Raw genomic sequence first — 24,420 nt, 5'->3', positions numbered from 1 at the left:
CAGGGTCCATGCGCGAACCCGTGATCAGGACGTACGCCACCCGTTCGGGGCCGATGCTCGCGCTAGCAGGCGACCAATATGTCACGCGGGCGCTGGATCTCTACGGCGAATATGCGCCGGATGAATGGCGAATGCTGCGACAGCTGATCCGTCCGGGTATGACCGTGGTCGAGATCGGCGCGAACATGGGATCGCACAGCGTCGACATGGCACGTGCCTGCGCCCCCGGCCCGTTCTACGCGTTCGAGCCGCAGCAACTGCTGTTCCAGATCCTGTGCGGCAATCTCGCGATGAATAACGTCACGAATGCCGTCGCCTTCCCCGACGCTTGCGGCGCAGACGAGGGCGAGGCGATTATTCCCGCGATCAATTATGCCGCTGGCGGCAACTTCGGCGGGGTTTCACTGCAAAGTCAGGGCAGTGGCCGCAAAGTCCGGGTTCGGACGCTGGACGGGCTGGGCGTGGACGCGTGCGGGCTGCTCAAGATCGATGTCGAGGGGTTCGAACCCGCTGTGTTGCAAGGCGCCGTCAAGACCATCCGCCGATGCCGTCCCACGATCTACATCGAGAACGACCGCGCGGCGAACCAGCAAGCCGTGATCACGGCGATCGCGGATCTCGACTATTGCCTGTACTGGCATCTTCCGAACCTGTTCTCGCCCGATAACTTCCGCGGCAATCCGCAGAACGTCTGGCCCGGTACGGTATCGATCAACATGCTGTGCCTGCCGCGCGAGGTGAATGTCACCGTCGAGAGTGCACTGCCGATCGACCCGGCGAACTGGTCGTGCCCGATCAACCTGAACGCCTGACCCGCAGCGGTTCAACCCGCTCGACCGGCGATGCTGCCGTAGCGCGATGACGGGCGGCTTCCAGCGTAAGCGCGGTTGCGACATCATCGATCACCTGATCCCAGCGCCCCCATTCCCGCTGGCGGAATAGCCGGACGGAGGGATACCACGGGCTGTCGGTGCGATGCTGCAACCAGCGCCAGTCCGGCAGCAACGGCAGCATCACCCACGCCGAACAACCGAGCGCACCCGCCAGATGAACCGGGGAACTGTCGATCGAGATCAGCAGGTCGACTTCGCACAGGATTGCGGCAGTATCCTCGAAGTCGTTGATTTGAGGACTAAGACTGACGACATCCATTCCGGTCGGCGGCGTCAGCGCCTGCCCCTCGGTCGGCCCTTTCTGGATCGAGAAGAACGTCACCCCGTCCTGTGCGAGGGGCTGCAACTGCGCCAGCGTCATCGAGCGGTTGGCATCGTTGAAGTGCGTCGGGCGCCCTGCCCACAGGAACGCGACTTTGAGCCCGCGATACGGCGCAAGCCGACTGCGCCAGACCGCACGCCGCTCGGGCAGTGCCGACAGATAGGGCATGGGCGACCCCGGCAGATCGTCCAGCGTCAGCCCCATCGCGTGCGGCAAGCTCATCATCTCGCAATGCACGTCGAACCTCGGCGGAATTTCTCCCCGCAAGGTGATCGCGTCGAACCCCGCCATGCGCCTCGCGAGCGAAGCGGTCTCGTGATTGATTTCGAGCACGACCGTCGCCTGACTGCGCGCCTTGGCCCACCCTACCATCCGCATGAACTGGAAGGTATCGCCATAGCCTTGCTCATCATGGATCAGCAGCGTCTGCCCGGGAATGGCGCGGCCGTCCCAACGCGGTCGCTGCACCTTGCGTTCGATCCGGGTGGTGTGCGCAAGGCTGTACCGATGGCTGTACTCGCGCCACCCACGGTCGAATTCGCCGAGCAACAGCAGCGTTTCGGACAGGTCGAAGCGCGTCGACACATGCCCGGGCAGCGCGTCCACCAGCATTTCCTGGATCGGTCGAGCCTCCTGCACCCGGCCCTGGACCCGCAACGCCTGCGCCAGCAGTGCCCACAGCGCCACCGGCCCCGAGCCGTTTGACAACAAGGGGCGAACTCGCATCTCCACCTCGCGTCCACGCCCCGCCTGCAGCAGCGGCCGTAGCTCGACTTCGAGGGCTTGAAGGTCGAGGACCGGCCCGGTCATCCCGCCACCAGTCGCGGGCCACGCTTTGCGCGAACCTTGGGCACGTCTCTGACGATCGTCTCCACCGCGGGGGCCGCACTGATCCCCAGCGCATCGAGCAGCGGCGCAAGATACTGCGCATAGGGTCGCCACCGCCCGATGCTATCGGCGTGAAGCGGTTGCCGGACCTGATTGAGGCTGGCGGTGCGAATGATCCGCGCGGTGTGATAGAAGTCGAGGCAGGCCGGATCCCAATCGAGCCCGCAGAACGCGAGCATCCGTCGACTTTCCCTCTCGATATCGCCGACGATGTCCTCGTACCGCACTTCGATGAAACGATCGGCCGGTAAAACCGTACGCCAATGGTCTAAAAGCCGGTCGTAACTGCGGTAAAACCGTCCGAGTTCGGTCTGATCATAGGCGAATTGCTGCTCGCGAGTGAACAATTTGGTATAGCAGGACAGGCAGGTATCGACCGGATCGCGGCGAACATGGATGATCCGCGCATCGGGCAGGATCCGATGAATCAGCCCTGCAAACAGGAAGTTGGAGGGCATCTTGTCGACGACCCGACGATGTTGCAGCGCAAGCGGTCGAATAGCCTCGAGATACTGCGCACCCAGCGCCGCTTCCTCCTCCACCGTGAACTTCGCCGCCGATGCCGGATACAGTCCGGCAGTGTTAACCGCCACTTGCAGCGCGGACATCTCACCCGCACCGAAGATGTCAGGATGCGACGCGAGGATCTGTTCGACGAGCGTAGTGCCCGATCGGGGCATGCCAACGACGAACACCGCTAGGTCGCTTCCGGAAGTTCCTGCCCTAGAATGTTGAAAACGCTCGGACGGAAACGCCGTGATGATCTCGTCTATCCACCGATCGGTTGCTGCCGCGTCATAAGAAAAACTCGCGCGTTTGCGGCGATTACCGTCATCGAGATGCGCAAAAGCGCGCTCGGGGTTTCCAACGTCGAGCCAAGCCTTGCCCAAGGCAAAATGCAATGCGGTACGATCCGCCTTGCCCTCGATCCCCCCCGGCGCAAGCAAGGCCTCCATCGCCGGAATCCGAGGATCACCGGGGTGAAAACAGTGGAGATCGGCGAAGTTGAACCATGCGGGTACCGAGCGTGGGTTGTGCGCCAGAATGTTTTCGAACACCGCCTCGGCATCGCCCTTATGGCCCTGTTCCATCAACGCAATCCCGCGATTAACGAGCGCTTTCTCGGGTGCAAATCCGGTGGACAGGGCGGCGCGGTCGAATGCTGCGAGCGCTTCGGGCAATTTGTTCTGCGCCTGCAGGACTTCGCCCAAGATGTTCTGGATTTCGCCATCGTTCGGCGCGGCTGCTGCGGCGCGCCGCGCTTCGGCCAGCGCCTCATCGAGCCGCCCGAGCTGCCGCAGCGCCGTCGCTCGCACACCCAGCGCTCCCACGTGTAGCGGTGCGAAACTGAGCAGCGCATCGATCCAGCGAAGCGCTTCCGCATAGCGGTCCCGCGCGACCTCGACTGCGGCCGCATTTATGTAAGCGTCGGACAGGCGCGGATTGGCGTCGATCGCGCGGCGCGCGAAGGTCATCGCCTGATCGAGATCGCCAAGATCGTTGAGCAAATGCGACATGTTGCTCAGCGCCTCGGCATAGCCGGGCGTCAGCTCCAACGCGCGCGCGTAATGCCGGCGTGCTTGGTCCAGCCGTCCCAACCGTTTCAGCGTGTTGCCAAGATTGTTGTGCGCCTCGGCATAGTTGGGCTGCAACGACACGACGCGTTCGAGACAAGACAGGCTGTCGTCGAGCTTGCCCTCTTCCTGCAGGATGATCCCGAGGTTGTTCCACCCGGCAACCATCGTGGCATCCATCGTCACGGCGCGGCGGGCGGCCTCCTCGGCTTCGACCAGCAACCCCTTCTGGCGACACATCTCGCCTAAATTGCTGAGATAAATCGCTTGCACCCGCGGTGCCTGACAGGCGCGACGGAGATGGTCGATCGCGCTGTCGAGGTTTCCATAGGCGTGCGCTATCAACCCCAGGAGATGATGCGCGTCGGATTGCCCGGGCCAGACCGCCAGGACGTGCTGGCACAGGCGTTCGGCCTGGTCCGCCTGCCCCGCGTTCCAATGCGCACTGGCCTGCCCCAGCGCCTGCTCGATCGTTATGCCGGTCGGTGCGGGATCGCTCATGCGACACTCCCTCTTTTGGGTTGCTTGGTCAGGGATCGCTTGGTCACAGGCTGAACGTCATCCTGACAGTTCCCGAGTGGCTCTTGAAATCACGGCGCAAATCGCCGTCATATTGCACGCCGATCCGGAACCGCTCGGTCTGCATAAAGGATAGCCCTGCCCCAACCGTCAGCCCGTCGCGCGCACCGCGGGCGGACGTGCTGGTAAACGCAACGCCTCCAAGCACGGCGGTCAGCGGGATCGGACCATTGGTGTAGGTATGGACCCAGCCGAGCTTCAGCAGCGGGGCGAAACGACCCGAGGTCGCCTCGAACACACCCGCACCCTGGAAGCCGATCTCGTGACTGAGCGAATCCACGTCGAGGCTCGAGACCTTCAGATTGGCGGACGCGGCGTCGCGCTCCTGGTATCCGGCATTGTGCAGATGCACTTCGCGAAGGCTGGCGAAGGGCATGACCGAAGCGCTGGTGGACAAGGGGATCGTGTAGCTCGCGCGGAGGTTCCCCAGATATTGCTGGCCGTCGTACGATGCGCGCGCGCTGACGCCGAGGAAGTCGATCCGCCGCCGCTGGTCGTACTTGTTGTACCCAAAGCCGAGTTGGCCATCGATTGCGAAACCAGCGGTTTCGGGATCGCCCGGTTGCCACGAGAAGTATCCCGTCGCCTGGAAGCTGTTGAGCGTCGTCGAGCTGCCGCTGATATTGCCGCGTCCGTGCGCTGTGCTGTTGATCCAGCTGATCGCCCCCCCCGCCATCAGGTTCGGCGTGCCGATCAGGTCTGCGCCGACCATGACACCATAGCTGCTGGCTTGATACGGCGATGCGGCCGCCACCGCCGCACGGGTTGCCGAATTGATCAGGAACTGCCCCCAGATCGCGCCGCGCTGCCCTTGCGATCCCGCAGCAAGGCCACGTTCCTCACGGCCAGTCACGGCTGCGGCAAGCACTTCCTGATGCTGTACGATCGCGTTGACCGCGGGGGATACGGCAACCGCGATGACTTGCGGCGTTAGTTGCGTCGGCGCGAGTTGGACGATCGCCGTCCGCTGCTGCGTCACGGGCAATTGTGACAGCGGCAGCAGGACATTGGTGATAACCGGGGTCGCCGCCGGTCCGCCGAGGTCGGCAATCGCATCCAGCGCCGCGCCCGTGCCGACGCCTGGACCACCCGCCACGATGCCAGTGCCGGTAAAGCTCGTTGGGGGCGGCGGCGTGATCGTGCCCGCGGGGTTGCTCAGCGTAAGGACAAGACCCGTCGCACCACCGCTGGCGACGCTGGAGAAAGCGCCGTCCAGCCCGGTTACAGACGAGGTCAGGTTGCTGAACGTCAGCGCGCCGCCGGCCTTCACCACCGTATAGGCCTGCCCTGCCGCCAGTGTCGCGGACCCCAATTTGACCAACGTGACGTTCGTGCCCGTCAGGTTTGCCGCGCCCGTGACCGAGAGCTGACCATAGGCCGCGCTCGACGTGACTCCGATCAGCAACTTGCCGCCGGTCTGGCTGTAACTCCCGGTAATCCCGACCGGTGCGTTGACGGCAAGCGTGGCACCATCGGCGATCACCGCCCGGCTGCCCACGTCGACCGCATCGTTGAGCAGGATGTTGCCGGCGAGCAGCAGATTGCCACCGGGGTTGACGATCGTTCCCTGGCTACCCGCGGCATAGCCGGTCAACGTCCCGAACACCGTCCCGCTGCCGCCGGTGATCGCCAATGCCGCGGCGGCGTCGCTGACGATGTTGCCGGCAATCACGCCGGTGTTGCCGATCGGTCCGATCGCACCGAGATTGCGGATCGCAGCATCCGATCCGCTTAGCGTGCCGCTGTTGGTCAGGCTGCCAAGCGTGCCGGTCGCTGCAATGTAGAGGGGATAACGCGTCGAGAGGTTGCCACTGTTGGTCAGGCTGGCAAGGTTCGCGCCGACGAAATTGTTCTGCGCGGTCACGATTAAATTCGTTCCAGCCGTCGCGGACGTAAGCTCAAGCTGGGGCGTCGATCCGACCGAGACGGTTACGCCGGTATAGCTCGAACCCATACCAGCCTGAACCAGAGTTCCAGCCGTAGCACCGACCAGATAGTTGGCAGTTGGCGAGAAGCTCGTCGATATCGTTCCACCGCTCAGCGTCGCGGCGTCGCTGACGACGAGTTTCGCGTCCTTCGCGAGAGTGAGTGATCCCGCCGTCTGACCGTACCCGCCAGTCACGCTCGTACTGGACGCGAGCAGCAGATCCGCGCCCTTGTTCGATACGACATGCCCGGTAGCGATGATATCGTCGTTGACCGCGAGCGTCCCCCCCGCGAATTCCACATCGCCGCCCGGACTCAGAATCACACCGCGCGCCCCGCCGAAGCCCGTCAATGTACCGATTTCGGTCCCTGTTCCGCCCGAGATCGTCAGCGTTTGCGCAGCCCAGTTCTCGATATCCCCTGCGATCAGGCCACTGTTCGTGATCGGCCCCAGCTTTCCTGCGTTGTAGATCGCCGCGATAGTACCGCCGAGCGTGCCGGTGTTGGCCAGACCGCCGAGGCTGCCGGTGGAGGCGACATACACTGGATAGGCGGCAGTGAAGGCATCGCTGTTCGACAGGCTCGCCAGAGTGCTGCCGATGTAGTTGTTGTTCGCGGTTACCACGAGATTGCTTCCGCTCGCGCCCGCGCTCAGCGCCAGCCCCGGCGTGTTGCCTGTGATCACCTCGACCCCGGCATAGCGCGATCCCGTGCCGCCCTGGACCAGCGTGCCGACGGCTGCGCCGGCCAGATAGGTCGCCGCAGTCACGATGCCGGTCGAAACGGTACCGCCCGTCAGAAGCGCCGACCCGCTGACCACCAGCCCGGATGTGCCTCCAAGCGCCAGCAGACCGCTGTCCTGACTGAAGTTGCCCTGGATGCTGACCCCATTGAGAAGCGACAGCGATGCGCCAGCATTGACCACGGTATTCGTGCCGACATCGAACGCATCGTTGAGTGCAATGGCGTTCGTGAGGACGACGTCACCGTTGGCGCTGGAGATCGTTCCCTGGCTGCCGGGCGCATATCCTGTCAGCGTTCCGCCGGAGATGCTTAACGCCTGCGCCGCGAGATTGTCGATATTACCCGCGATAACGCCGCTGTTGGTGATCTGTCCGAGCGTTCCGGCATTGTAGATCGCCGCGATCGCGCCGCTGAGGGTGCCGCTGTTGTTGAGCGCCCCCAGCGCGCCGTTCTGAGCAATGTAGACGGGATAGTCCGCGGTCAACGCGCCGGTGTTGGCGACGCTGCCGAAGCTCCCCCCGATATAGGTGTTCCGCGCGGTCACGACGAGGTCGGTTCCGGCAGCGTTCCAGGTCAGCGCCAGCCCATCGATATTGCCCGTATCGACGTTCACACCGGCGTAGCTCGACCCCGCGCCGCCGCGGACCAACGTGCCGGCGTTTTCGTTTGCGAGATAGTTGGCGGTCGGGTCGAACCGCGTCACCACCGCACCCCCCGTCAGGTTCGCAGCCCCGCTCACTGCGAGCTGCGCGCCGTTCTGGACGTATAGGGCGCCTGCGGTCTGACTGTAGCCACCGGTAATGCTCGCCGACGTGAGAAGTCCGAGGGTTGCACCCGCATTCGATACTACGTGTCCCGTCGCGACGATGTCGTCGTTGAGCAACTGCACGCCCGCGCCGAACGCCACATCGGCCGACGTGCTCGATATCGTTCCGCGCGCCCCCCCGAAGCCCGTCAGCGTACCGGCGGTTTCGAAAGTGCCGCCAGTGATCGTCAGCGCCTGCGTCGAACGATTGTCGATGTTGCCCGCAATCACGCCGCTGTTGGTGATCGGCCCAAGCGTACCCGCATTGTAGATCGCCGCGATCGCGCCGCTGAGCGTGCCGCTGTTGGTGAGGCTTCCCAACGTGCCGGTCGCCGCAACATACACTGGATAGTCGGCAGTAATGGCATTGCTGTTCGACAGGCTCGCCAGAGTGCTGCCAATATAGTTGTTGTTCGCGGTCACCACGAGATTGCTTCCGCTCGCGCCTGCGGTGAGCGCCAGTCCCGGCGTGTTGCCTGTGATCACCTCGACCCCGGCATAGCGCGATCCCGTGCCGCCCTGGACCAAAGTCCCGACGGCTGCGCCGGCCAGATAGGTCGCCGCAGTCACGATGTCGGTCGAAACGGTACCGCCCGTCAGAAGCGCCGACCCGCTGACCACCAGCCCGGATGTGCTTCCGATTGCCAGCAGACCGCTGTCCTGACTGAAGTTACCCTGGATGCTGACCCCGCTGAGAAGCGACAGCGATGCGCCGGCATTGACCACGGTATTCGTGCCGACATCGAACGCATCGTTAAGCGCAATGGCGTTCGTGAGGACGACGTCACCGTTGCCGCTGAAGATCGTTCCCTGGCTGCCGGGCGCATATCCTGTCAGCGTTCCGCCGGAGATGCTCAACGCCTGCGCCGCACGATTGCCGATATTGCCCGCGATCACGCCGCTGTTGGTGATCTGCCCGAGCGTTCCGGCATTGTAGATCGCCGCGATCGCGCCGCTGAGGGTGCCGCTGTTGTTGAGCGCCCCCAGCGCGCCGGTCTGAGCAATGTAGACGGGATAGTCCGCCGTCAACGCGCCAGTGTTGGCGACGCTGCCGAGGCTTCCCCCGATGTACGTGTTCAGCGCGGTCACGACGAGGTCGGTTCCGGCAGTGTTCGAGGTCAGCGCAAGCCCATCGATATTGCCCGTATCGACGTTCACGCCGTCGTAGCTCGATCCCGCGCCGCCGCGGACCAACGTGCCGGCGTTCTCGTTCGCGAGGTAATTGGCGGTCGGGTCGAACTGCGTCACCACCGCACCGCCCGTTAGGTTGGCGGCCCCGCTCACCGCAAGCTGTGCGCCGTTCTGGACGTAAAGCGCGCCTGCGGTCTGACTGTAGCCACCGGTAATGCTTGCAGAAGTCAGGATCCCGAGAGTTGCACCCACATTCGATACGACGTGTCCCGTCGCGACGATGTCGTCGTTGAGCAACTGCACGCCCGCGCCGAACACCACATCGGCCGACGTGCTCGATATCGTTCCGCGCGCCCCCCCGAAGCCCGTCAGCGTGCCGGCGGTCTCGAACGTGCCGCCGGTGATGGTCAGCGCCTGCGTCGATCGGTTGTCGATATTGCCAGCGATGATGCCGCTGTTGGTGATCGGCCCGAGCGTACCCGCGTTGTAGATCGCGGCGATCGCGCCGCTGAGCGTGCCGCTATTGGTGAGGCTTCCGAGCGTGCCGGTCGCTGCGATGTAGACGGGATAGTCGGCTGCCAATGAACCCACGTTCGCGACGCTGCCGAGACTGCCCCCGATGTATGTGTTCCGCGCGGTCACGACGAGGTTGGTACCGGCCATGTTCGAGGTCAGCGCCAGCCCGTCGATATTGCCGGTGTCGACGTTCACGCCGTCGTAACTCGATCCCACGCCGCCGCGCACCAACGTTCCAGCGTTTTCGTTCGCGAGGTAATTGGCGGTCGGGTCGAACTGCGTCACCACCGCCCCGCCGGTCAGGTTGGCGGCCCCGCTGACCACAAGCTGTGCACCGTTCAGGACGTATAGTGCGCCGGCGGTCTGACTGTAGCCGCCGGTAATGTTCGCAGAAGTAAGAAGTCCGAGGGTTGCGCCAGCATTCGAGACAACATGTCCCGTTGCGACGATATCGTCGTCGAGCAATTGAAAGCCCGAACTGAACACCACATCGGCCAATAGGCTCGATATCGTTCCGCGTCCGCCTCCGAAGCCCGTCAGCGTGCCTGCGGTCTGGAACGTGCCGCCGGTGATGGTCAGCGCCTGCGCAGTTTGGTTATCGATATTGCCGGCGATCATCCCGCCATTGTCGATCGGTCCGAGCGTGCCCGTTGCGGCGGCGTAGATCGCGGTGGCACCAGTGATCAGCCCGAGGTTGGTCACCCGACCGAGTGATCCGGTGTTGACGAGACCGTAGGTCTCGCCGGAGATTGTGCCGTTATTACGCAACACGTCGAGCTGGCCGCCATTGTTCAAGCCTGCACTGGCCGGACCTTGCGAGTCGGTGATCAGACCGCTGTTGTCGATCGTTCCGATGCTACCCCCATTGTAGAGCGCAAGCAGACCCGCGATCGTGCCACTGTTGACGATCCGACCGATCGTAGCGGTGTTGTACAGACCGCGGGACGTTCCGCTGATCAAGCCTGCATTGAGGACCGCATCGATGACGCCGTCATTGGCGAGGCCCGCCGCCAAGACGACGGGTGTGTCGATAATGCTTCCGCTATTGAGGATCGTCCCGATCGTGCCGCCGTTGTACAGCCCGACCGTACCGCCGATGACGCCGTCATTCTCGATCCGGTCGATGACCCCGAGATTGCGCACGCCGAACCGGCTGCCCTCCAGTGTGCCGCTGTTCCCGAGCGTGCCAAGGCGGCCGCTCGCCGCGACATAAGCGGCGGTCGAGACCCCCGTGATCGTTCCGCTGTTGACCAGAGTTCCGAGCGTACCGCCGACATAGTCATTATTGATCGTTAACAACAAATCCACGTTGCCGCCGATCGTCCCGGTGGCCGCGGCAATCGCCAGTCCGGTGACGCCCGACGCGACCGAGACACCATCGTACCTCGACCCGGCACCCGCGCGAACAAGCGTTCCGCCCCCGCTGCCGGCGCTATAGTTCGCCGTGCTGTCAAGCTGATCACTGGTAATCAACCCGCCGGTGATGCTCGCGACACCGCTGACCAGCAGCAACGCCATACCCAAGGCGAGCGTGCCCGATCCCTGCGCGTAATTGCCGACTACGTTGACCAATTCCTGGAGTTGGACCAACGCACCATCGTTGACGAGCGTTCCCGTACCCAAAACGACCGTATCGTTCAGGACGATGCCACCCGACGCGAGGACGACGTTTCCCAGCGTGTTGGTAATCGTTCCCTGACTGCCCGGGACGTAACCGGTAAGCGTTCCGAACCCGGCACCACTCCCGGCAAACACCAGATCCTGCATCGAACGATTGATGATGTTGCCGGCAAACGTGCCGCTGTTCCAAATGGTGCCGAGCGCGCCCGCATTGTCGACCGCTACCGGCCCGGACAGCACTCCACCGTTCGAAACCAGGCCGATCGAACCGGTATTGGAAATACCGGTCGTGCCGACATCGAACGTTCCGGCATTAATGATCGCACCAACGATGCCGTTATTAACGACACCGATCTGCCCCGTCAGGCTCCCATTGTTGGTCAGCGTGCCGAGCGTGCCGGTGGCGCTGACGTATACGGACGTCGGAACGGCAAGGTTTTGGACATTGACGATCGACCCCAGCGAACCGCCGACATAATAATTGGCAAAGTCGACCCGCAACGCATTGCCTTGCGTGGTTCCTACCAGTTGCAACCCGGTGACACCGGATGCGTAGGACAGGTTGGTATAGGCCGACCCGGCACCGCCCTGCACCACCGTCCCGCTGCTGTCTCCCGCCTGATAATTCCCGGCCGCGGAGATGCCGATCAGTTCGATCGTGCCCCCCGTCAGTGACGCCGCCCCGCTGGCGATCACCTGGCCGGTGCCGTTGGCCAGGGACAGCGTGCCGCCTGTCTGAGCAAACGCGCCGGTGACGCTTACCGCGCCCGTCACGGCTACCGCCGCGCCGATATTGGCAAGCGTACCGGACCCAACGTCGACCGCATCGTCGAGCAGCATGCTGCCCGAGGCCAGGACGACATTCCCGATTGTGCTCACGATCCTGCCCTGGCCGGACTGACCGGTGAACGTCCCGACCGCACCGTTCGTACCGCCCACGATCGTCACCGCATTGGCGGACAGGTTGACGATGTCGCCCCGGACCATCCCGCTGTTCGATAGCGTCCCCAGATTGCCGGTGCCCGCGATGTAGATTGCGGTTGGTGCATTCAGTTCACCGCTGTTCGTCAGTGTCGACAGTGTGCCGCCTATGTACGTATTGCCAAACGTATCGATCAGCGACGAGCCGACTGTCCCTTGTGTGGCAAGCAAGCCCGTGGGTGCGCCGTTGACCGTCACGCCGGCATAATTCGAACCGGTTCCTGCGGAAATCAGGACGACATTATCACCAGCCAGATAATTGCCGGTATTCGACAAGGAGGCCGTCACGGTTCCGCCGGACAATGCCGCGGCACCGCTCACGGTCAAGCCGCTGGTCCCTGGAACGAAGGATAGGATCCCGCCCGTCTGGCTATAATTCCCCATGATCGTCGTCATGCCGCCGAGCGTCAGATTGGCGCCCAGATTGGTCACCGTGTGACTGTTTCCGACGATAATGTCGTCGTTCAGCAGCAGCGCGCCGCTGATGAACGTCAGGCTGCTCGCATTATTGTCGATCAACCCGCGCCCAATATTGCCGGTGAGCGTGCCCACCAGCGTGTCAAATCCGCCGGTAAAGGTCAGGTCGTTCGCGCTGGCGTTGACGATGTCGCCACGGATCAGCCCGCTGTTGCCGATCCCGCCAATGTGTCCGGCGGTGGTGATCGTGATTGCCGGGCCTGCACTTGCGGTCAGGACGCCTGCGTTGAGCAAGGTGCCGATCGTGCCTGATGCATACAGCCCCTTCGAAGTTCCGGTGATCGTTCCACTGTTGCTCAGCATACCGACATTGCCGGTATCAAAGATCCCGACCACACCGCCGATCGTCCCGCTAGGCGCGTTGATGAGGAAGCCGATCGATCCGCCCGCGTTGTAAATCCCGATGTTGTTGCCGATCACGCCGCTGTTCGTGAGCGTGCCGATCGTGCCGCCGTTGTACAGCCCCGTCATGCGCTGGTCGTCGTTGGTCCGGATCGTACCGCTGTTCGCGAAGCGGTCGATCGTTCCAGCGTTGCTTACCCCGGCGCCGCTGCCCGTCATCAGTCCGGCATTCGACAGGTTACCGATCGTTCCGCCGTTCGAGAGGCCCGCGCCATTTCCGGCACTATTGCTGATGATCCCGTCAGCACTGTTTACCAGCGTGCCGATCCGCCCGACGTTGTCGATGCCGTAACTCGCATTGGTCGCCGTCCCGCCACCAATCAGTCCGACGTTCAACAGTATGCCGATAGACCCTGCGTTGAGCACGCCCGTACCCGTCGCACCGCCTGTGCCGAATACCGTTCCCGCGTTGCCCAGAGCCTCGATCGTCGTAAGATTGTGAATTCCGATGGGACCGCCGGTCCATCCGTAGTTTATCAGCGTCCCGATACGTCCTACATTGTAGAGACCGCTGGCAGCCCCATCGAGAACGCCGTTGTTGGTCAGACTACCGATGGTCCCTGACCCTGCGACATACAGTGCATAGGTCGCACCGGTGATCGTCGCGTCGTTCGTGAGCGTGGCTTGGGTATCGCCAATATAGTCGTTACCCGCCGCAACGATCAGGTTCGTGCCGCTGGTGATCGCCGACAGTTTGAGCCCGGCAATGCTGCCGGGAACGTTCAAGTCAACGCCGGTATAACTGGACCCGGAGCCCCCCGAGACCAGTGTTCCGCCAGCGGCGGACCCGACGCGATAGGTGGCCGCCGGGGACAAACCGTCAAAATTGGCGGAGATCGTGCCACCCGACAGGACGGCGGCCTGCGTGACGACGAGCCTGCCGTTGCTCCCCAGGTTCAGCACACCCGCGGTCTGCAGATAATTGGCGCCAATCGTGACGATCGTGGCCAAGGCCATATCCGCCCCCACGTTGCTGATCGTCACGCTGCTCGGCGGGGGGCCGACGGCGAGGATCTTATCGTTGAGCAGCAGGGCACCGGATGCGAAGGTCAGGTTGGTGCTGACGCCAAGTGTGCCCTGGACCGTTCCGGAGGTCCCGGTCAGCGTCCCGATCGTTCCGCCGCTACCGCCGATGATCGTCCCGATCGTCCCGCCGGCCGGATTGATGTTGCCGCGGATGATACCGCTGTTGGCGATCGTCGCATACGTACCCGAAAGCGCGTTCGTGCCCCCGGATAACGTGCCGCGATTGTCCAGCACGGTGATCACGGCGTTGTTTTGCACCGCGACGCCTCCGCCTGAGATGACGCCGCTGTTGGTCAGCGTTCCGATCGTGCCGCTGTTGAGGATCGCCCAGCTGCTGTTCGTGATCGTGCCGCTGTTGGTGAGTTGGCCGATGCTGCCCTGATTCCACAAAGCGGTGAAATTGGCGTTGGTGATGAGCCCCGCGTTGGAAAAGGTACCGATCGTACCGCGATTGTTGACGCCGAATTGCGCGCCGCCGAACGTCCCGGTGTTGGTGACCGTTCCGATGCGGCCCGTGGTGGCGACGTACAGCGCGGTCGAGGCGGCGGTGAGCGAGGCGCTATTAGCAAGCGTGGCCAGCGTCCCACCGACATAATCGTTGTTGAGCGACAGCAGGATCTTGTTGCCGACGGTACTCGTGGATCTGGACAGCCCGGTCACCGTGCTGACCGATATAGTCGCCCCGGTGAGGTTCAGGGCGGACGCGCTGACGAGCGTATAGGTGCCAGGCAAGTAGTTGCCAGTACTGGACAGATCGGACTGAACCGTGCCGCCACTGATCGCCGCGGTGCCGCTGACGACTAGCCCTGCCAAGAGCGGGTCGACCGTCAGCGTGCCGCCGGTCTGGCTGTAATTGCCCGTAAGGTTGATGATCGTGCTGAGCTTAAGATTGGCACCAAGGTTGCCGACGGTCCGACCGGTTGCCACAATATGATCATTGAGCAGCAAGTTGCCCGACGCGAACACCAGATTGCTGAGCGTGTTGGTGATCGTTCCCCTGCCCGATTGCCCCGTCAGCGTGCCGATCGTACCCGCCGCACCGCCGGTTATCGTCAGCACGTTGGCCGTATCGTTGCGGATCGCGCCACGGATGATGCCGCTATTGGCAAGCCGCCCGAGCGTCCCCTGCAGATACAGGGCGTTATTACCGCTGATGGTCGCCCCGGCCTGGTTGTTCAGCGTACCCAGCGTGTCGGATAGGTTGATCGCGTTGGTCGCGTTGCCGATGAAACCGCTGTTGGTGAGTACGGTCACTACGCCGCCCAGGCCTAGCGCGCTTTGTCCCGAGATGATCGACCCACTGTTCGCGATCGTCGCGATGCTACCGGCGTTGTAAATGCCTTGCGGGCCGCCATTGATCGTCCCGCTATTCGCCAGCACCCCCAACGTGCCGTAATTGGCGAAACCTGCGGACCCCGAAGAAATATACCCGGCGTTGGTCAGCGTGCCGAGCGACGTGTCGTTCTGCAGCCCGGCCGCGGTGCCGCCCAGGATCGTCCCGCCCGCGGCGTTGATCAGGGTGGCGATCGTCGACTGGTTGCCCAATCCCTTCTGCGCACCGGAAATAAGACCGCTGTTGTTGAGCGTACCGATGCTGCCGTTGGTATTGAGCCCATCGGCGGTGCCGCTGAGCGCGCCGCTGTTGGTCAGCGTCCCGACCGTGCCGGTGTTGGCGACATACAGCGGATAGGTAACGCCGGCGATCGTCCCTGCATTGGTGACCGTCGCTTGCGTATCACCGATATAGATGTTGGCGGCCAGCAGCGCGAGATTGGTCCCTCTGGTGCCTGCGGTCGCAGCCAGACCGGTAACGCCGCCGGTCGCTACGACGCTCACACCGCTGTAGCTCGACCCCATGCCGCCGCTGACGAGATTGCCGCCAATCGAGTCCCCAACTCGATAGGTCGCATTTGCCGAGACACTACTGACATCGGCGCTGATCGTGCCGTCCGTGAAAGTCGCGGCTTGCGTTACCACCAACCTCCCCGCAGCGCCGAGGTTGAGCAAACCCGCGGTCTGGCGGAAGTTGGCGTCGATCGTGACGATCGTCGACAGGGCAATGTCTGCCCCCGTATTGCTGATGGTGGTGGCGGCAGACGTCGTTCCGACCGCGATGATATTATCGTTGAGCAGCAAGGCCCCGGATGCGAACGTGAGCTGGTCGCCCGCGCCGAGCGTGCCCAGGGTCGACCCGGAGAAGCCGGTCAGCGTGCCGATCGTTCCGTTGGTGCCGCCATTGATCGTCCCGATTGACCCGTTGGACTGGTTGACGTTGCCGCGAATGACACCGCTGTTGACGATGGTCTGGAAAAAGCCGGCAAGTGCGTTGCTGCCACCGGACATCGTCCCGCGGTTGTCGATCAGCGTGATGACGCCATTGTTTTGAACCGCATTGCCCCCGCCAGCGATGATGCCGTTATTGGTGAGGGTGCCGATCGTCGCGCTGTTCAGGATCGCCCAACTGCTGTTGGTGATCGTCCCGCTGTTGGTCAGCTGGCCGATGCTGCCCTGGTTCCAGAAGGCGGTGAAGTTCGCGTTGGTGATTACCCCGAGATTGGCGAAGGTGCCGATTGTGCCGCGATTGTTGACCCCGAATTGTGCGCCGCCGAACGTCCCGCTATTGGTCACCGTGCCGATGCTGCCGGTAGTTGCAACGTACAGTCCGGTGTAGCTGCCGGTGATCGCGGCGCTATTGGACAGCGTGGCCAGCGTCCCGCCGACATAATCGTTGTCGATCGATAGCAGCAGCCTGTTGCTGACCGTGCTCGTCGATTTGGCGAGGCCAGTGATATCGTTGACCGTCACGGTCGCGCCGGCCAGATTGAGGGTCGATCCGCTGACGAGCGTGTAGCCGCCTTGCAGATAGTTCGCGGTGCTCAGCAGAGTCGAACTGACCGTGCCGCCGCTGATCGCCGCGGTGCCGCTGACGATCAGGCCGCCCTTCGTCGGGTCGATCGTCAACGTCCCGCCGGACTGGCTGTAATTGCCCGTCAGGTTGATGAGGGTGCCGAGCATCAGGCCAGCGCCGCTGTTGCTGACGGTCCGACCGGTCGCAACGATATTGTCGTTGAGCAGCAGGTCGCCCGACGCGAACACCAGATTGCCCGCCGTATTGGTGATCGTCCCCTTGCCCGACTGGCCGGTCAGCGTCCCCACCGTTCCCGCCGTGCCGCCGGTGATGGTCAGCGTGTTGGCGCTGCCGTTGAGGATGTTGCCCGAGATCAGACCCCGGTTACCGATCCCGCTGATCGTGCTGCCGGAGGCGATCGACAATGCGAGTGGACCCGAGATCGTCCCGCTGTTGTCGATCGTCCCGATCGTGCCGCCGTTGAAGTTGATGCCGGCCTGCGCCCCGATGATCCGACCGGTATTGATGACCGCGTCGATCGTCCCCTCGGTATAGATACCACCGGTGGCGCCGCTCAACAGGCCGTTGTTAATCAGACGGCCGATCGACGCGTTGCCGAAGTTGTTGCCGATCCCGCTGCTCTTGCTGCTCAGAATCGTGCCGTTGTTGATGATCGTGTCGATCACCGCGCTATTGGCGATTCCGCCCGCTGCCGCGCCGCCCAAGGTCCCCGCGGCGATCACGCCGCTGTTGCTGATCGTGCCGATATGGGCACCGAAGACAAGGTAGACCCCGCGGGTCGCCCCGAACACGGTCCCCGAGTTGACTAGCGTATCGATCGTCCCGGTCGCGGCGACGTAGACGCCGGCCCCCGCGCTGTTGATGGTTCCGCTATTGTTGAGCGTCGCCAGCGTGCCGCCGACATAATCATTGGTCGCCAGCAGCAGCAACTGGTTGCCCGATACGCTGCCCGAGGTCTTCAAACCGGTTGCCAGAGACGTCCCGACCGTGACACCGGTATAGTCCGCGGTTCCAGTGGACTGCACCAAAGTGGCGAGCGTTCCGGCGAAATAGTTTCCCGTGTTCGACAGGAGCGCCTGCACCGTCCCCCCAGTCAGGCTTGCAACCCCGGACACCGACAACGCCCCCGCGGTTCCGAGCATGAGCCTGCCAGCCGACTGCGCATAGGTACCGGTGACGCCGATCAGCGTCGTCAGGGTCAGCGACGCGCCACTGTTCGTGACGGTCTTGCCGGACGCGGCGATGCGGTCGTTGAGCAGCAGATTGCCCGAAGCGAAGACGATATCGCCACCGGTGGAAATCGTCCCGATCGATCCGGGAATCGACCCGGTGAGTGTGCCAATCGTCGCGCCGCTGCCGCCCCTGATCGTTATAATACCGGTATCGTTGACGATGTTCCCCGCGATCAGCCCGGTATTGACGATCGTTCCGATCGAACCGGAAGATGTCCCGTCCGACGTGTTGTAGATCGCCATGGGTCCGGTGATCGTACCGTTGTTGGTCAGCGTCCCGACCGTTCCGCCAATATTGAGGAACGCACCCGTCGTGGCACCCAGGATCAGACCGGTATTGGTGATCGCGCCAATGACCGGAACCGTCGGCGAATTGGCGGTACTGCGGGTGATCACGATCCCCCCGCCAAGCCCGCGGATCGTCCCGCTGTTGACGACCGACCCGATCGAATTAGCGTTGATCAACCCGTAAAACAACTGGCCGGTATTGCTGATCTGGCCCTGGTTGGTCAGCGTGCCGATCGTGCCGTCGTTGTAGACCGCTGCGGTCAGCGTGGTCGTGACCGTGCCCGTTCCGGTGATCGAGAACTGTCCGATCGAGCTGTTGATGACCTGCGCGCCGACCGTCGTTCCCGAAATGGTCGTGTCTGCCAGCGATGGTTGCGGCAAGATCAGCCCGGCACTGATTGCAAGCAGCGAAATACCGGTTTGGAGGTTTCGGGTTCGTCTGGTCCGCTCGGACGTATCGCCGTTCAGCACCACCGGTTCCCCTGTCTTGCCGCCACGCGTACGGGACGCTTCGGCGACGTTTACTCCATAATGAAGCCTGTATAGGGTAGGAGTTGGTACTATAGCAGTACTGTCACTGCCCTTTAAGTATTACTACAGTTCACTACGCTTTCGTCATCGTGAGTATTGCTGCTGAACTGCCACACATCTGTTTTCGGCAATGAACTCCAGGGCGGTACATATATGGTATAGCGAACTGGCGGGAATATAAGCGTCGAGCATGACCCCGGTCGTCGCGACCCGGTCCCACCAACCGCCAGGGAACGACGGGCGACAGAATGCGTGCCAACCAGCAGCCAGCGCATCCGACACCCCTGTCGGTCGAACCGCACGCCCCTGCGGTGTCGCGAAAGCCTTGGCGGCTTCCATTGCCGCCCACAACCGGCAGGTCGGGGCTGCCGCACCATCTGCGGAGACATGTTCCACCACGCGCCCGCGGGCATCGACACCGCGCAACGCCGTCCGCATCAGCCGGTCGATCCGATCCTCAACGGCGATACCGCTCGAGCCCGCGTATCGCGTGAGCAACCAAACCCATTCGAAATGGTGCCCCGGCTCGAACTGCGATTCTCCAACGGCCGTCCAATCGTCATCGTAATATTCCCGCAGGTCGGAACGGTCGGCCGGACAGAAACGTCGGTCCATCAGATCAACCATTGTTGCGATCCGGGCGCGAAAATCCCCGCAGCCGGCGGTTTCCTGCAGCGACAGGAACGCTTCGAGCAAATGCATGTGGGGGTTTTGGCGCCGCGGCAGAACCGCCACAGGCCATTGCTCGACATAGCCGCCCGCGGGATGCGCCATCTCGCGGTCAAGGAACGCCATCGTGCGGTGGATGAGTTCGCAATATCGTGGCTTGGCGTCGATCCGAACGAGCGCAGACAATGCCAGCAGGACGAACGCGTGTGCATACAGATCACGGCGTCCGTCGACGACCGCGCCCGACCGATCGATGGAGAAAGCCCACCCCTCCGTGCCGCCCCGCGCATGATATCGTGCGATCATCGTCTCCCCCGCGCACAGGGCAAGTTCTTCTCCGCCTGCAAGCCAGCCGTTGCGGGCGGCGGTCGCAAAGGCATGCACCTGCCGGGCCTGCACCATCAACCGCCGCGGTACGTCCAGTTGCGGGCTGCCATCCAGCGCCAGCCGTTCTACGAAACTGGCGGTCTCGGCGTCGAACCCAGCGGTGCTCCACAAGGGGAGCGCGCGGGTGGATAGCCAATCGATCCACCAGGCGGGATCACCCGGCGTCATATCCGATCCAGGATCCGTGCCACGAATGCATCAAGATCGCCGCCTTTGAACAGATACCCGACGATCCCGGCGCGTTCGGCAGCCTGAAGATCGCTTTCCTTGTCGCCGATGAGGAAGCTGTGCGCGCGATCGACCCCGTGATCCGCGATCAGCCGGTCGACCATACCGGGCGCGGGCTTACGGCAATCGCAAGGTCGTGCGTAGGTGGCGATCACCCCATCGGGATGATGCGGACAATAAGCGAACGCATCGATCCGCGACTCTTCGGGCAGTGCCTCCTGCAGTGCGGCATGCACCCGCAAGATCGCCGCCTCTTCGAAATACCCGCGCGCTACCCCCGACTGATTGGTTACGACGAAGCGGCGAAAGCCCGCCCGTGCCAATCGCGACAGGGCAAGCTTTGCCCCGTCAATCCACTGAATCTGCCCAGGATCAGCTAAATACCGACAGTCGGAGATCAATACACCGTCGCGGTCGAGAAATGCAGCGCCAGTCATCGCAAGGTCATCATCCCTCATGGATAATACGCATCCTTGAATGCGACAGGGCTCAATGGGTATACAGGTATGTTACTGCCCTCATGGAGAGGATGTGCATGCATCGTGTCCTTCGAACTGCGCGGTACCTTGCCGTCTTGCTCTTGCTCTTTGCCGGATGTGCGTCAGATGCGCGTCCGTCGGCGCAACGGCTTGCGCGGCAGGCGAAATGGCAGTGGGAGGTGATCCCGGCCGCCGATTTCGACCTCGCTGCGGCATGGCGCCAAGGCAGCGATCGATCGGGTGTCATGGTCGTCTATATCGAGGGCGACGGCCTGGCTTATACGCGCGAGGGGCGACGTTCGCTCGATCCCACGCCGACCGACCCACTGGCGCTGCGGCTGGCGCTGCAGCACCCCGGCAGGGGGGCGGTGGCGTGGCTTGCGCGCCCCTGCCAATATCATCCGCGCGGTCGCACCTGTCACAGCGATTACTGGAGCATCGCGCGCCTGTCGGTCGACGTCATCGACAGCGCGAACGTGGCGCTGGACCGGCTCAAGCGCGAGACGAACAGGCCGCGGATCATCCTGGTCGGCTACTCGGGCGGTGGCGCGCTGGCGGCACTGCTGGCGGAACGACGTCAGGATGTCGCCGGGTTGATCACCGTCGCGGCCAATCTCGACCTCGCGCAATGGGTCCGCGCCCGGCATTTGACCCCGCTGTCCCGCTCGATCGATCCCGCGACGGATGCGGCTGTGATTTCGAACCTGCCACAGATTCACTTCGTCGGGTCGGAGGACAAGGTCGTCGACTCGTCGGTCGCGCGGAGCTTCGTCGCCCGGATGGGGCCCACCACGCATGCGTCCATCGTCATCGTTGCCGGCCAGGATCACGGCAGCGGCTGGGCGAGTCGCTGGCCGGCGCTCGCCGCGCGAAGCGAGCTTTCGCAGATCGCAGGATGGCGCTGACATGAGAGGGCTAATCGGATGACCGACGCACTTGCGCCCTCAATTCTCGTCGTCGGCGATGCGATGGTCGATCGCTACATAATCGGCGAAACCACCCGAATCTCGCCCGAAGCCCCCGTGCCCGTCATCAGGGCGGCGCGCGAAGATATCCGTCCCGGTGGTGCGGCGAACGTGGCGGCGAACGTGGTAGCGCTGGGACAACGCTGCACCCTGCTGACAATCTGCGGGGACGATGCTGCCGGGCAGGACCTTGGTCGGATGATGGAACACTACAAGGTGGTGCTCGACTGCGTCTTCGACCCGGGACGACACACCACGCAGAAGACCCGCGTGATATCGGGCGTGCAGCAGATCGCGCGGATCGACCATGACGGCAGCGTCGGCGAAGCCGCGCGAAACGAACTTGCGCGGCGCTTCGAGGCACGGTTGGACGGCGTCCGCGCGGTTATCTTCTCCGACTATGATAAAGGCGCACTCACCGATCTGCCGACGTTGTTGGCAATCGCGCGGGAGCACGGCGTACCGACGTTCGTCGACCCGAAGTGCGCCGACCGCGCGCGGTACACGGGCGCATTCCTGCTCAAACCCAACGCGCGCGAATTTCACGCGCTATTCGGCGACTGCGCCGACGACCGCATCGCTGATCGCGCCGCAACCGTGCTCGACGCGATGGCGCTGGAATATCTCGTCGTGACGCGCGGGGCGAAGGGCATTTTGATGGTGTCGCGCGATGGCGACGTCGTCGACCATCCGACCGAGGCTTTGCAGGTCTTCGACGTGACGGGCGCAGGCGACACCATCATGGCGGCGCTCGTCGTCGGAATCGTCGAGGGTCTGCCGATCGCCGCAGCGATTGATCAGGCGAACGTCGCCGCGGGCATCGCGGTTTCCCGCCCGGGAACCTGCGTCGTCTCGCGCGGTGACCTGGAAGAACGGTTGTACCGCCGCGACCATGCCATGACCAAGCTGGTGCCGTTGCCGCTGCTCGCCGCAAAGCTCGCGCATGCGCGCGAGACGGGCGCGCGGATCGTGTTCGCCAACGGGTGTTTCGACGTGCTTCACGCCGGACATGTCCGACTGCTCGACCTGGCGCGACGACAGGGCGACGTGCTGGTCGTCGGGCTTAACGACGACGCATCGGTCACGCGCCTGAAAGGCCCGACGCGACCGGTCAACGCTTTGGCTGATCGCGCCGAGGTCCTGAGCGGACTAGCTTCGGTCGATCACGTCGTCGCGTTCGAGCAGGACACGCCGCTCGAGCTGATCCGCGTCATCAGGCCGGACGTTCTCGTCAAAGGCGGCGACTATGCGCTGCATGATATCGTCGGCGCGGATCTGGTACGGTCCGGCGGGGGCACGGTGTTCATCGCACCGATGCTGGCCGGGCGGTCGACCACCGCGATCCTGCGCGAGGGGACACGCCTTACCGATCCAACGACAAGCGAATTGGCAAGTCCGGCGGTCTGCGCTACAGTCATAGTCGAGAACCGTTAAACGGTTCTCGTTGATCGCGCCGGTGCCCCGCGAGGGGCTTGAATGGGAATGCGGTGCGGGGGCTTCCCCCAAATCCGCGGCTGTCCCTGCAACTGTAAGCGGTGAGCGAAAGCGTCATGCCCCCTCCACTCGGAGCGGGCGGCCACTGGACTGCACCGGTCTTCGGACCGGACGTCTGGGAAGGCGATGCTCGAGCGATGACCCGCGAGCCAGGAGACCTGCCGGCGATAAGGTCGCTCTTGCCTTGGCCCAGGGGATGGCCGCGGCACGGTTCTCCGTCTGAGCGACGAGCCTATGCGGCTGGGGCTGCATCGGTGCGTGGCTCGGGCGGCATTCGGCGCTCGTCCGCCGTCGCGCGCCGTCCGTAATCGGCCCCTTCCGTTCGTTGCTGTCGCGCCGCGGGGAAGAGCATGTCCGATCTATCCAAAGTTCCCGTCACCATCGTCACCGGCTTCCTGGGAGCAGGCAAGACGACGTTGATCAGCCATCTGATCCGTTCCGCTGGTGGCAGACGCCTCGCGGTCGTGGTCAACGAATTCGGCACCCTCGGGGTCGATGGCGACATCCTGAAGGGCTGCGCGATCCCCGATTGCCCGGCGGAGAACATCGTCGAGCTTGCCAATGGCTGTATCTGCTGCACGGTCGCGGACGATTTCATCCCGACGATCGAAACGTTGCTCGCGCTCGATCCCCGGCCCGACCATATCCTGATCGAGACATCGGGGCTGGCATTGCCAAAGCCTTTGCTCAAGGCATTCGACTGGCCTGCGATCCGGTCGCGGATTACCGTCGATGGGGTCATCACGCTCGCCGACGCGGAGGCCGTCGCGGCGGGGCGGTTCGCGCCCGACCTGGATGCGATCGATGCGCAGCGCGCGGCTGACCCCAGTATCGACCACGAGACGCCCTTGTCCGAAGTGTTCGAGGATCAGCTCGCGTGCGCGGACCTGGTGCTGCTGACTAAATGCGACCTCGCCGGGGTAGACGCGGTTGTGGTTGCGCGCAAGTTGATCGCTGCCGAGATGCGACGCACGCTCCCCGTGATTGAGCTCGTCGACGGCGTGATCGATCCGCGGATCGTGCTCGGGCTGGGTGCCGCGGCGGAGGACGATATCGCCGCGCGCCCGTCGCATCATGACGGCGAGGATGAGCATGAGCATGACGACTTCGACAGCATCGTCGTGGCATGGCCCGAGATTGCCGACCCCGCCGAACTGGCATCGCGGATCGAGGCGCTTGCTGCGCAGGGCGACGTGCTGCGGGTCAAGGGGTATGCGGCAGTGGCAGGGAAACCGATGCGGTTGCTCGTGCAGGCGGTCGGGGCGCGGGTGCGGACGCATTATGATCGGCTGTGGCGCAGCGACGAAGCGCGCACGTCGCAACTCGTGGTGATTGCAGAGCGCGATCGGCTGGATCCTGTGGCAATCAGGGCGGCGCTGATCGGCTGAGCGACG

The 24,420-nt window shown here is 63.6% G+C and carries 9 protein-coding genes and 1 riboswitch; of the genes, 4 read left to right on the top strand and 5 right to left on the bottom strand.

From position 1 onward, the window contains the following. The first annotated feature begins 8 nt into the window (after positions 1 to 8). Positions 9 to 812, top strand: coding sequence for an FkbM family methyltransferase (locus tag AC3WJR_RS06125; RefSeq protein WP_492723174.1), 804 nt, complete (start codon positions 9 to 11; stop codon positions 810 to 812). Here AC3WJR_RS06125 and AC3WJR_RS06120 read toward each other — a convergent pair. From AC3WJR_RS06120 to AC3WJR_RS06100, 5 genes are all read right to left on the bottom strand, one after another. After that, a complete protein-coding gene (locus tag AC3WJR_RS06120; protein WP_492723172.1) occupies positions 796 to 2,025 on the bottom strand; it encodes a glycosyltransferase family 9 protein in 1,230 nt (409 codons plus the stop codon). The genes AC3WJR_RS06125 and AC3WJR_RS06120 overlap by 17 nt on opposite strands. Continuing rightward, positions 2,022 to 4,178, bottom strand: coding sequence for a tetratricopeptide repeat-containing sulfotransferase family protein (locus AC3WJR_RS06115; RefSeq protein ID WP_492723170.1), 2,157 nt, complete (start codon positions 4,176 to 4,178; stop codon positions 2,022 to 2,024). Before AC3WJR_RS06115 ends, AC3WJR_RS06120 begins: the two co-directional genes overlap by 4 nt. Before the next feature lie 43 nt (positions 4,179 to 4,221). After that, complete coding sequence (locus AC3WJR_RS06110) at positions 4,222 to 18,654, bottom strand: hypothetical protein (RefSeq protein ID WP_492723168.1); 14,433 nt, start codon at positions 18,652 to 18,654, stop codon at positions 4,222 to 4,224. Positions 18,655 to 18,888: 234 nt separating this feature from the next. Next, positions 18,889 to 20,028 carry an AGE family epimerase/isomerase gene (locus AC3WJR_RS06105; RefSeq protein WP_492723166.1) on the bottom strand — a complete coding sequence of 380 codons (1,140 nt, stop codon included), beginning with the start codon at positions 20,026 to 20,028 and terminating at the stop codon, positions 18,889 to 18,891. Continuing rightward, on the bottom strand, positions 20,025 to 20,525 hold the full coding sequence (locus AC3WJR_RS06100; protein ID WP_492723164.1) for a D-glycero-alpha-D-manno-heptose-1,7-bisphosphate 7-phosphatase: 501 nt from the start codon (positions 20,523 to 20,525) through the stop codon (positions 20,025 to 20,027). Before AC3WJR_RS06100 ends, AC3WJR_RS06105 begins: the two co-directional genes overlap by 4 nt. Positions 20,526 to 20,662: 137 nt before the next feature. Here AC3WJR_RS06100 and AC3WJR_RS06095 point away from each other — a divergent pair, with 137 nt between their 5' ends. The 3 genes from AC3WJR_RS06095 to cobW all read left to right on the top strand — a co-directional run bounded on the left by AC3WJR_RS06095 (position 20,663) and on the right by cobW (position 24,414). Continuing rightward, the gene (locus AC3WJR_RS06095) at positions 20,663 to 21,472 is read left to right on the top strand and encodes a hypothetical protein (RefSeq protein ID WP_492723162.1); all 810 of its coding nucleotides are present in this window, start codon (positions 20,663 to 20,665) and stop codon (positions 21,470 to 21,472) included. 18 nt (positions 21,473 to 21,490) lie between these two features. Then, complete coding sequence (gene rfaE2, locus AC3WJR_RS06090; RefSeq protein ID WP_492723161.1) at positions 21,491 to 22,966, top strand: D-glycero-beta-D-manno-heptose 1-phosphate adenylyltransferase; 1,476 nt, start codon at positions 21,491 to 21,493, stop codon at positions 22,964 to 22,966. Between the two features lie 3 nt (positions 22,967 to 22,969). Then, positions 22,970 to 23,206, top strand: a riboswitch (cobalamin riboswitch). Positions 23,207 to 23,376: 170 nt separating this feature from the next. Beyond that, positions 23,377 to 24,414: a cobalamin biosynthesis protein CobW gene (cobW, locus tag AC3WJR_RS06085; protein WP_492723159.1), complete on the top strand. Its 1,038-nt coding sequence runs from the start codon at positions 23,377 to 23,379 to the stop codon at positions 24,412 to 24,414. Positions 24,415 to 24,420 lie beyond the last annotated feature (6 nt).

The sequence above is a fragment of the Sphingomonas sp. FW306-05-A genome (assembly GCF_058782275.1).
Note: the sequence above shows the minus strand (reverse complement) of the source record. Positions and strands in the feature narration are given on the sequence as shown.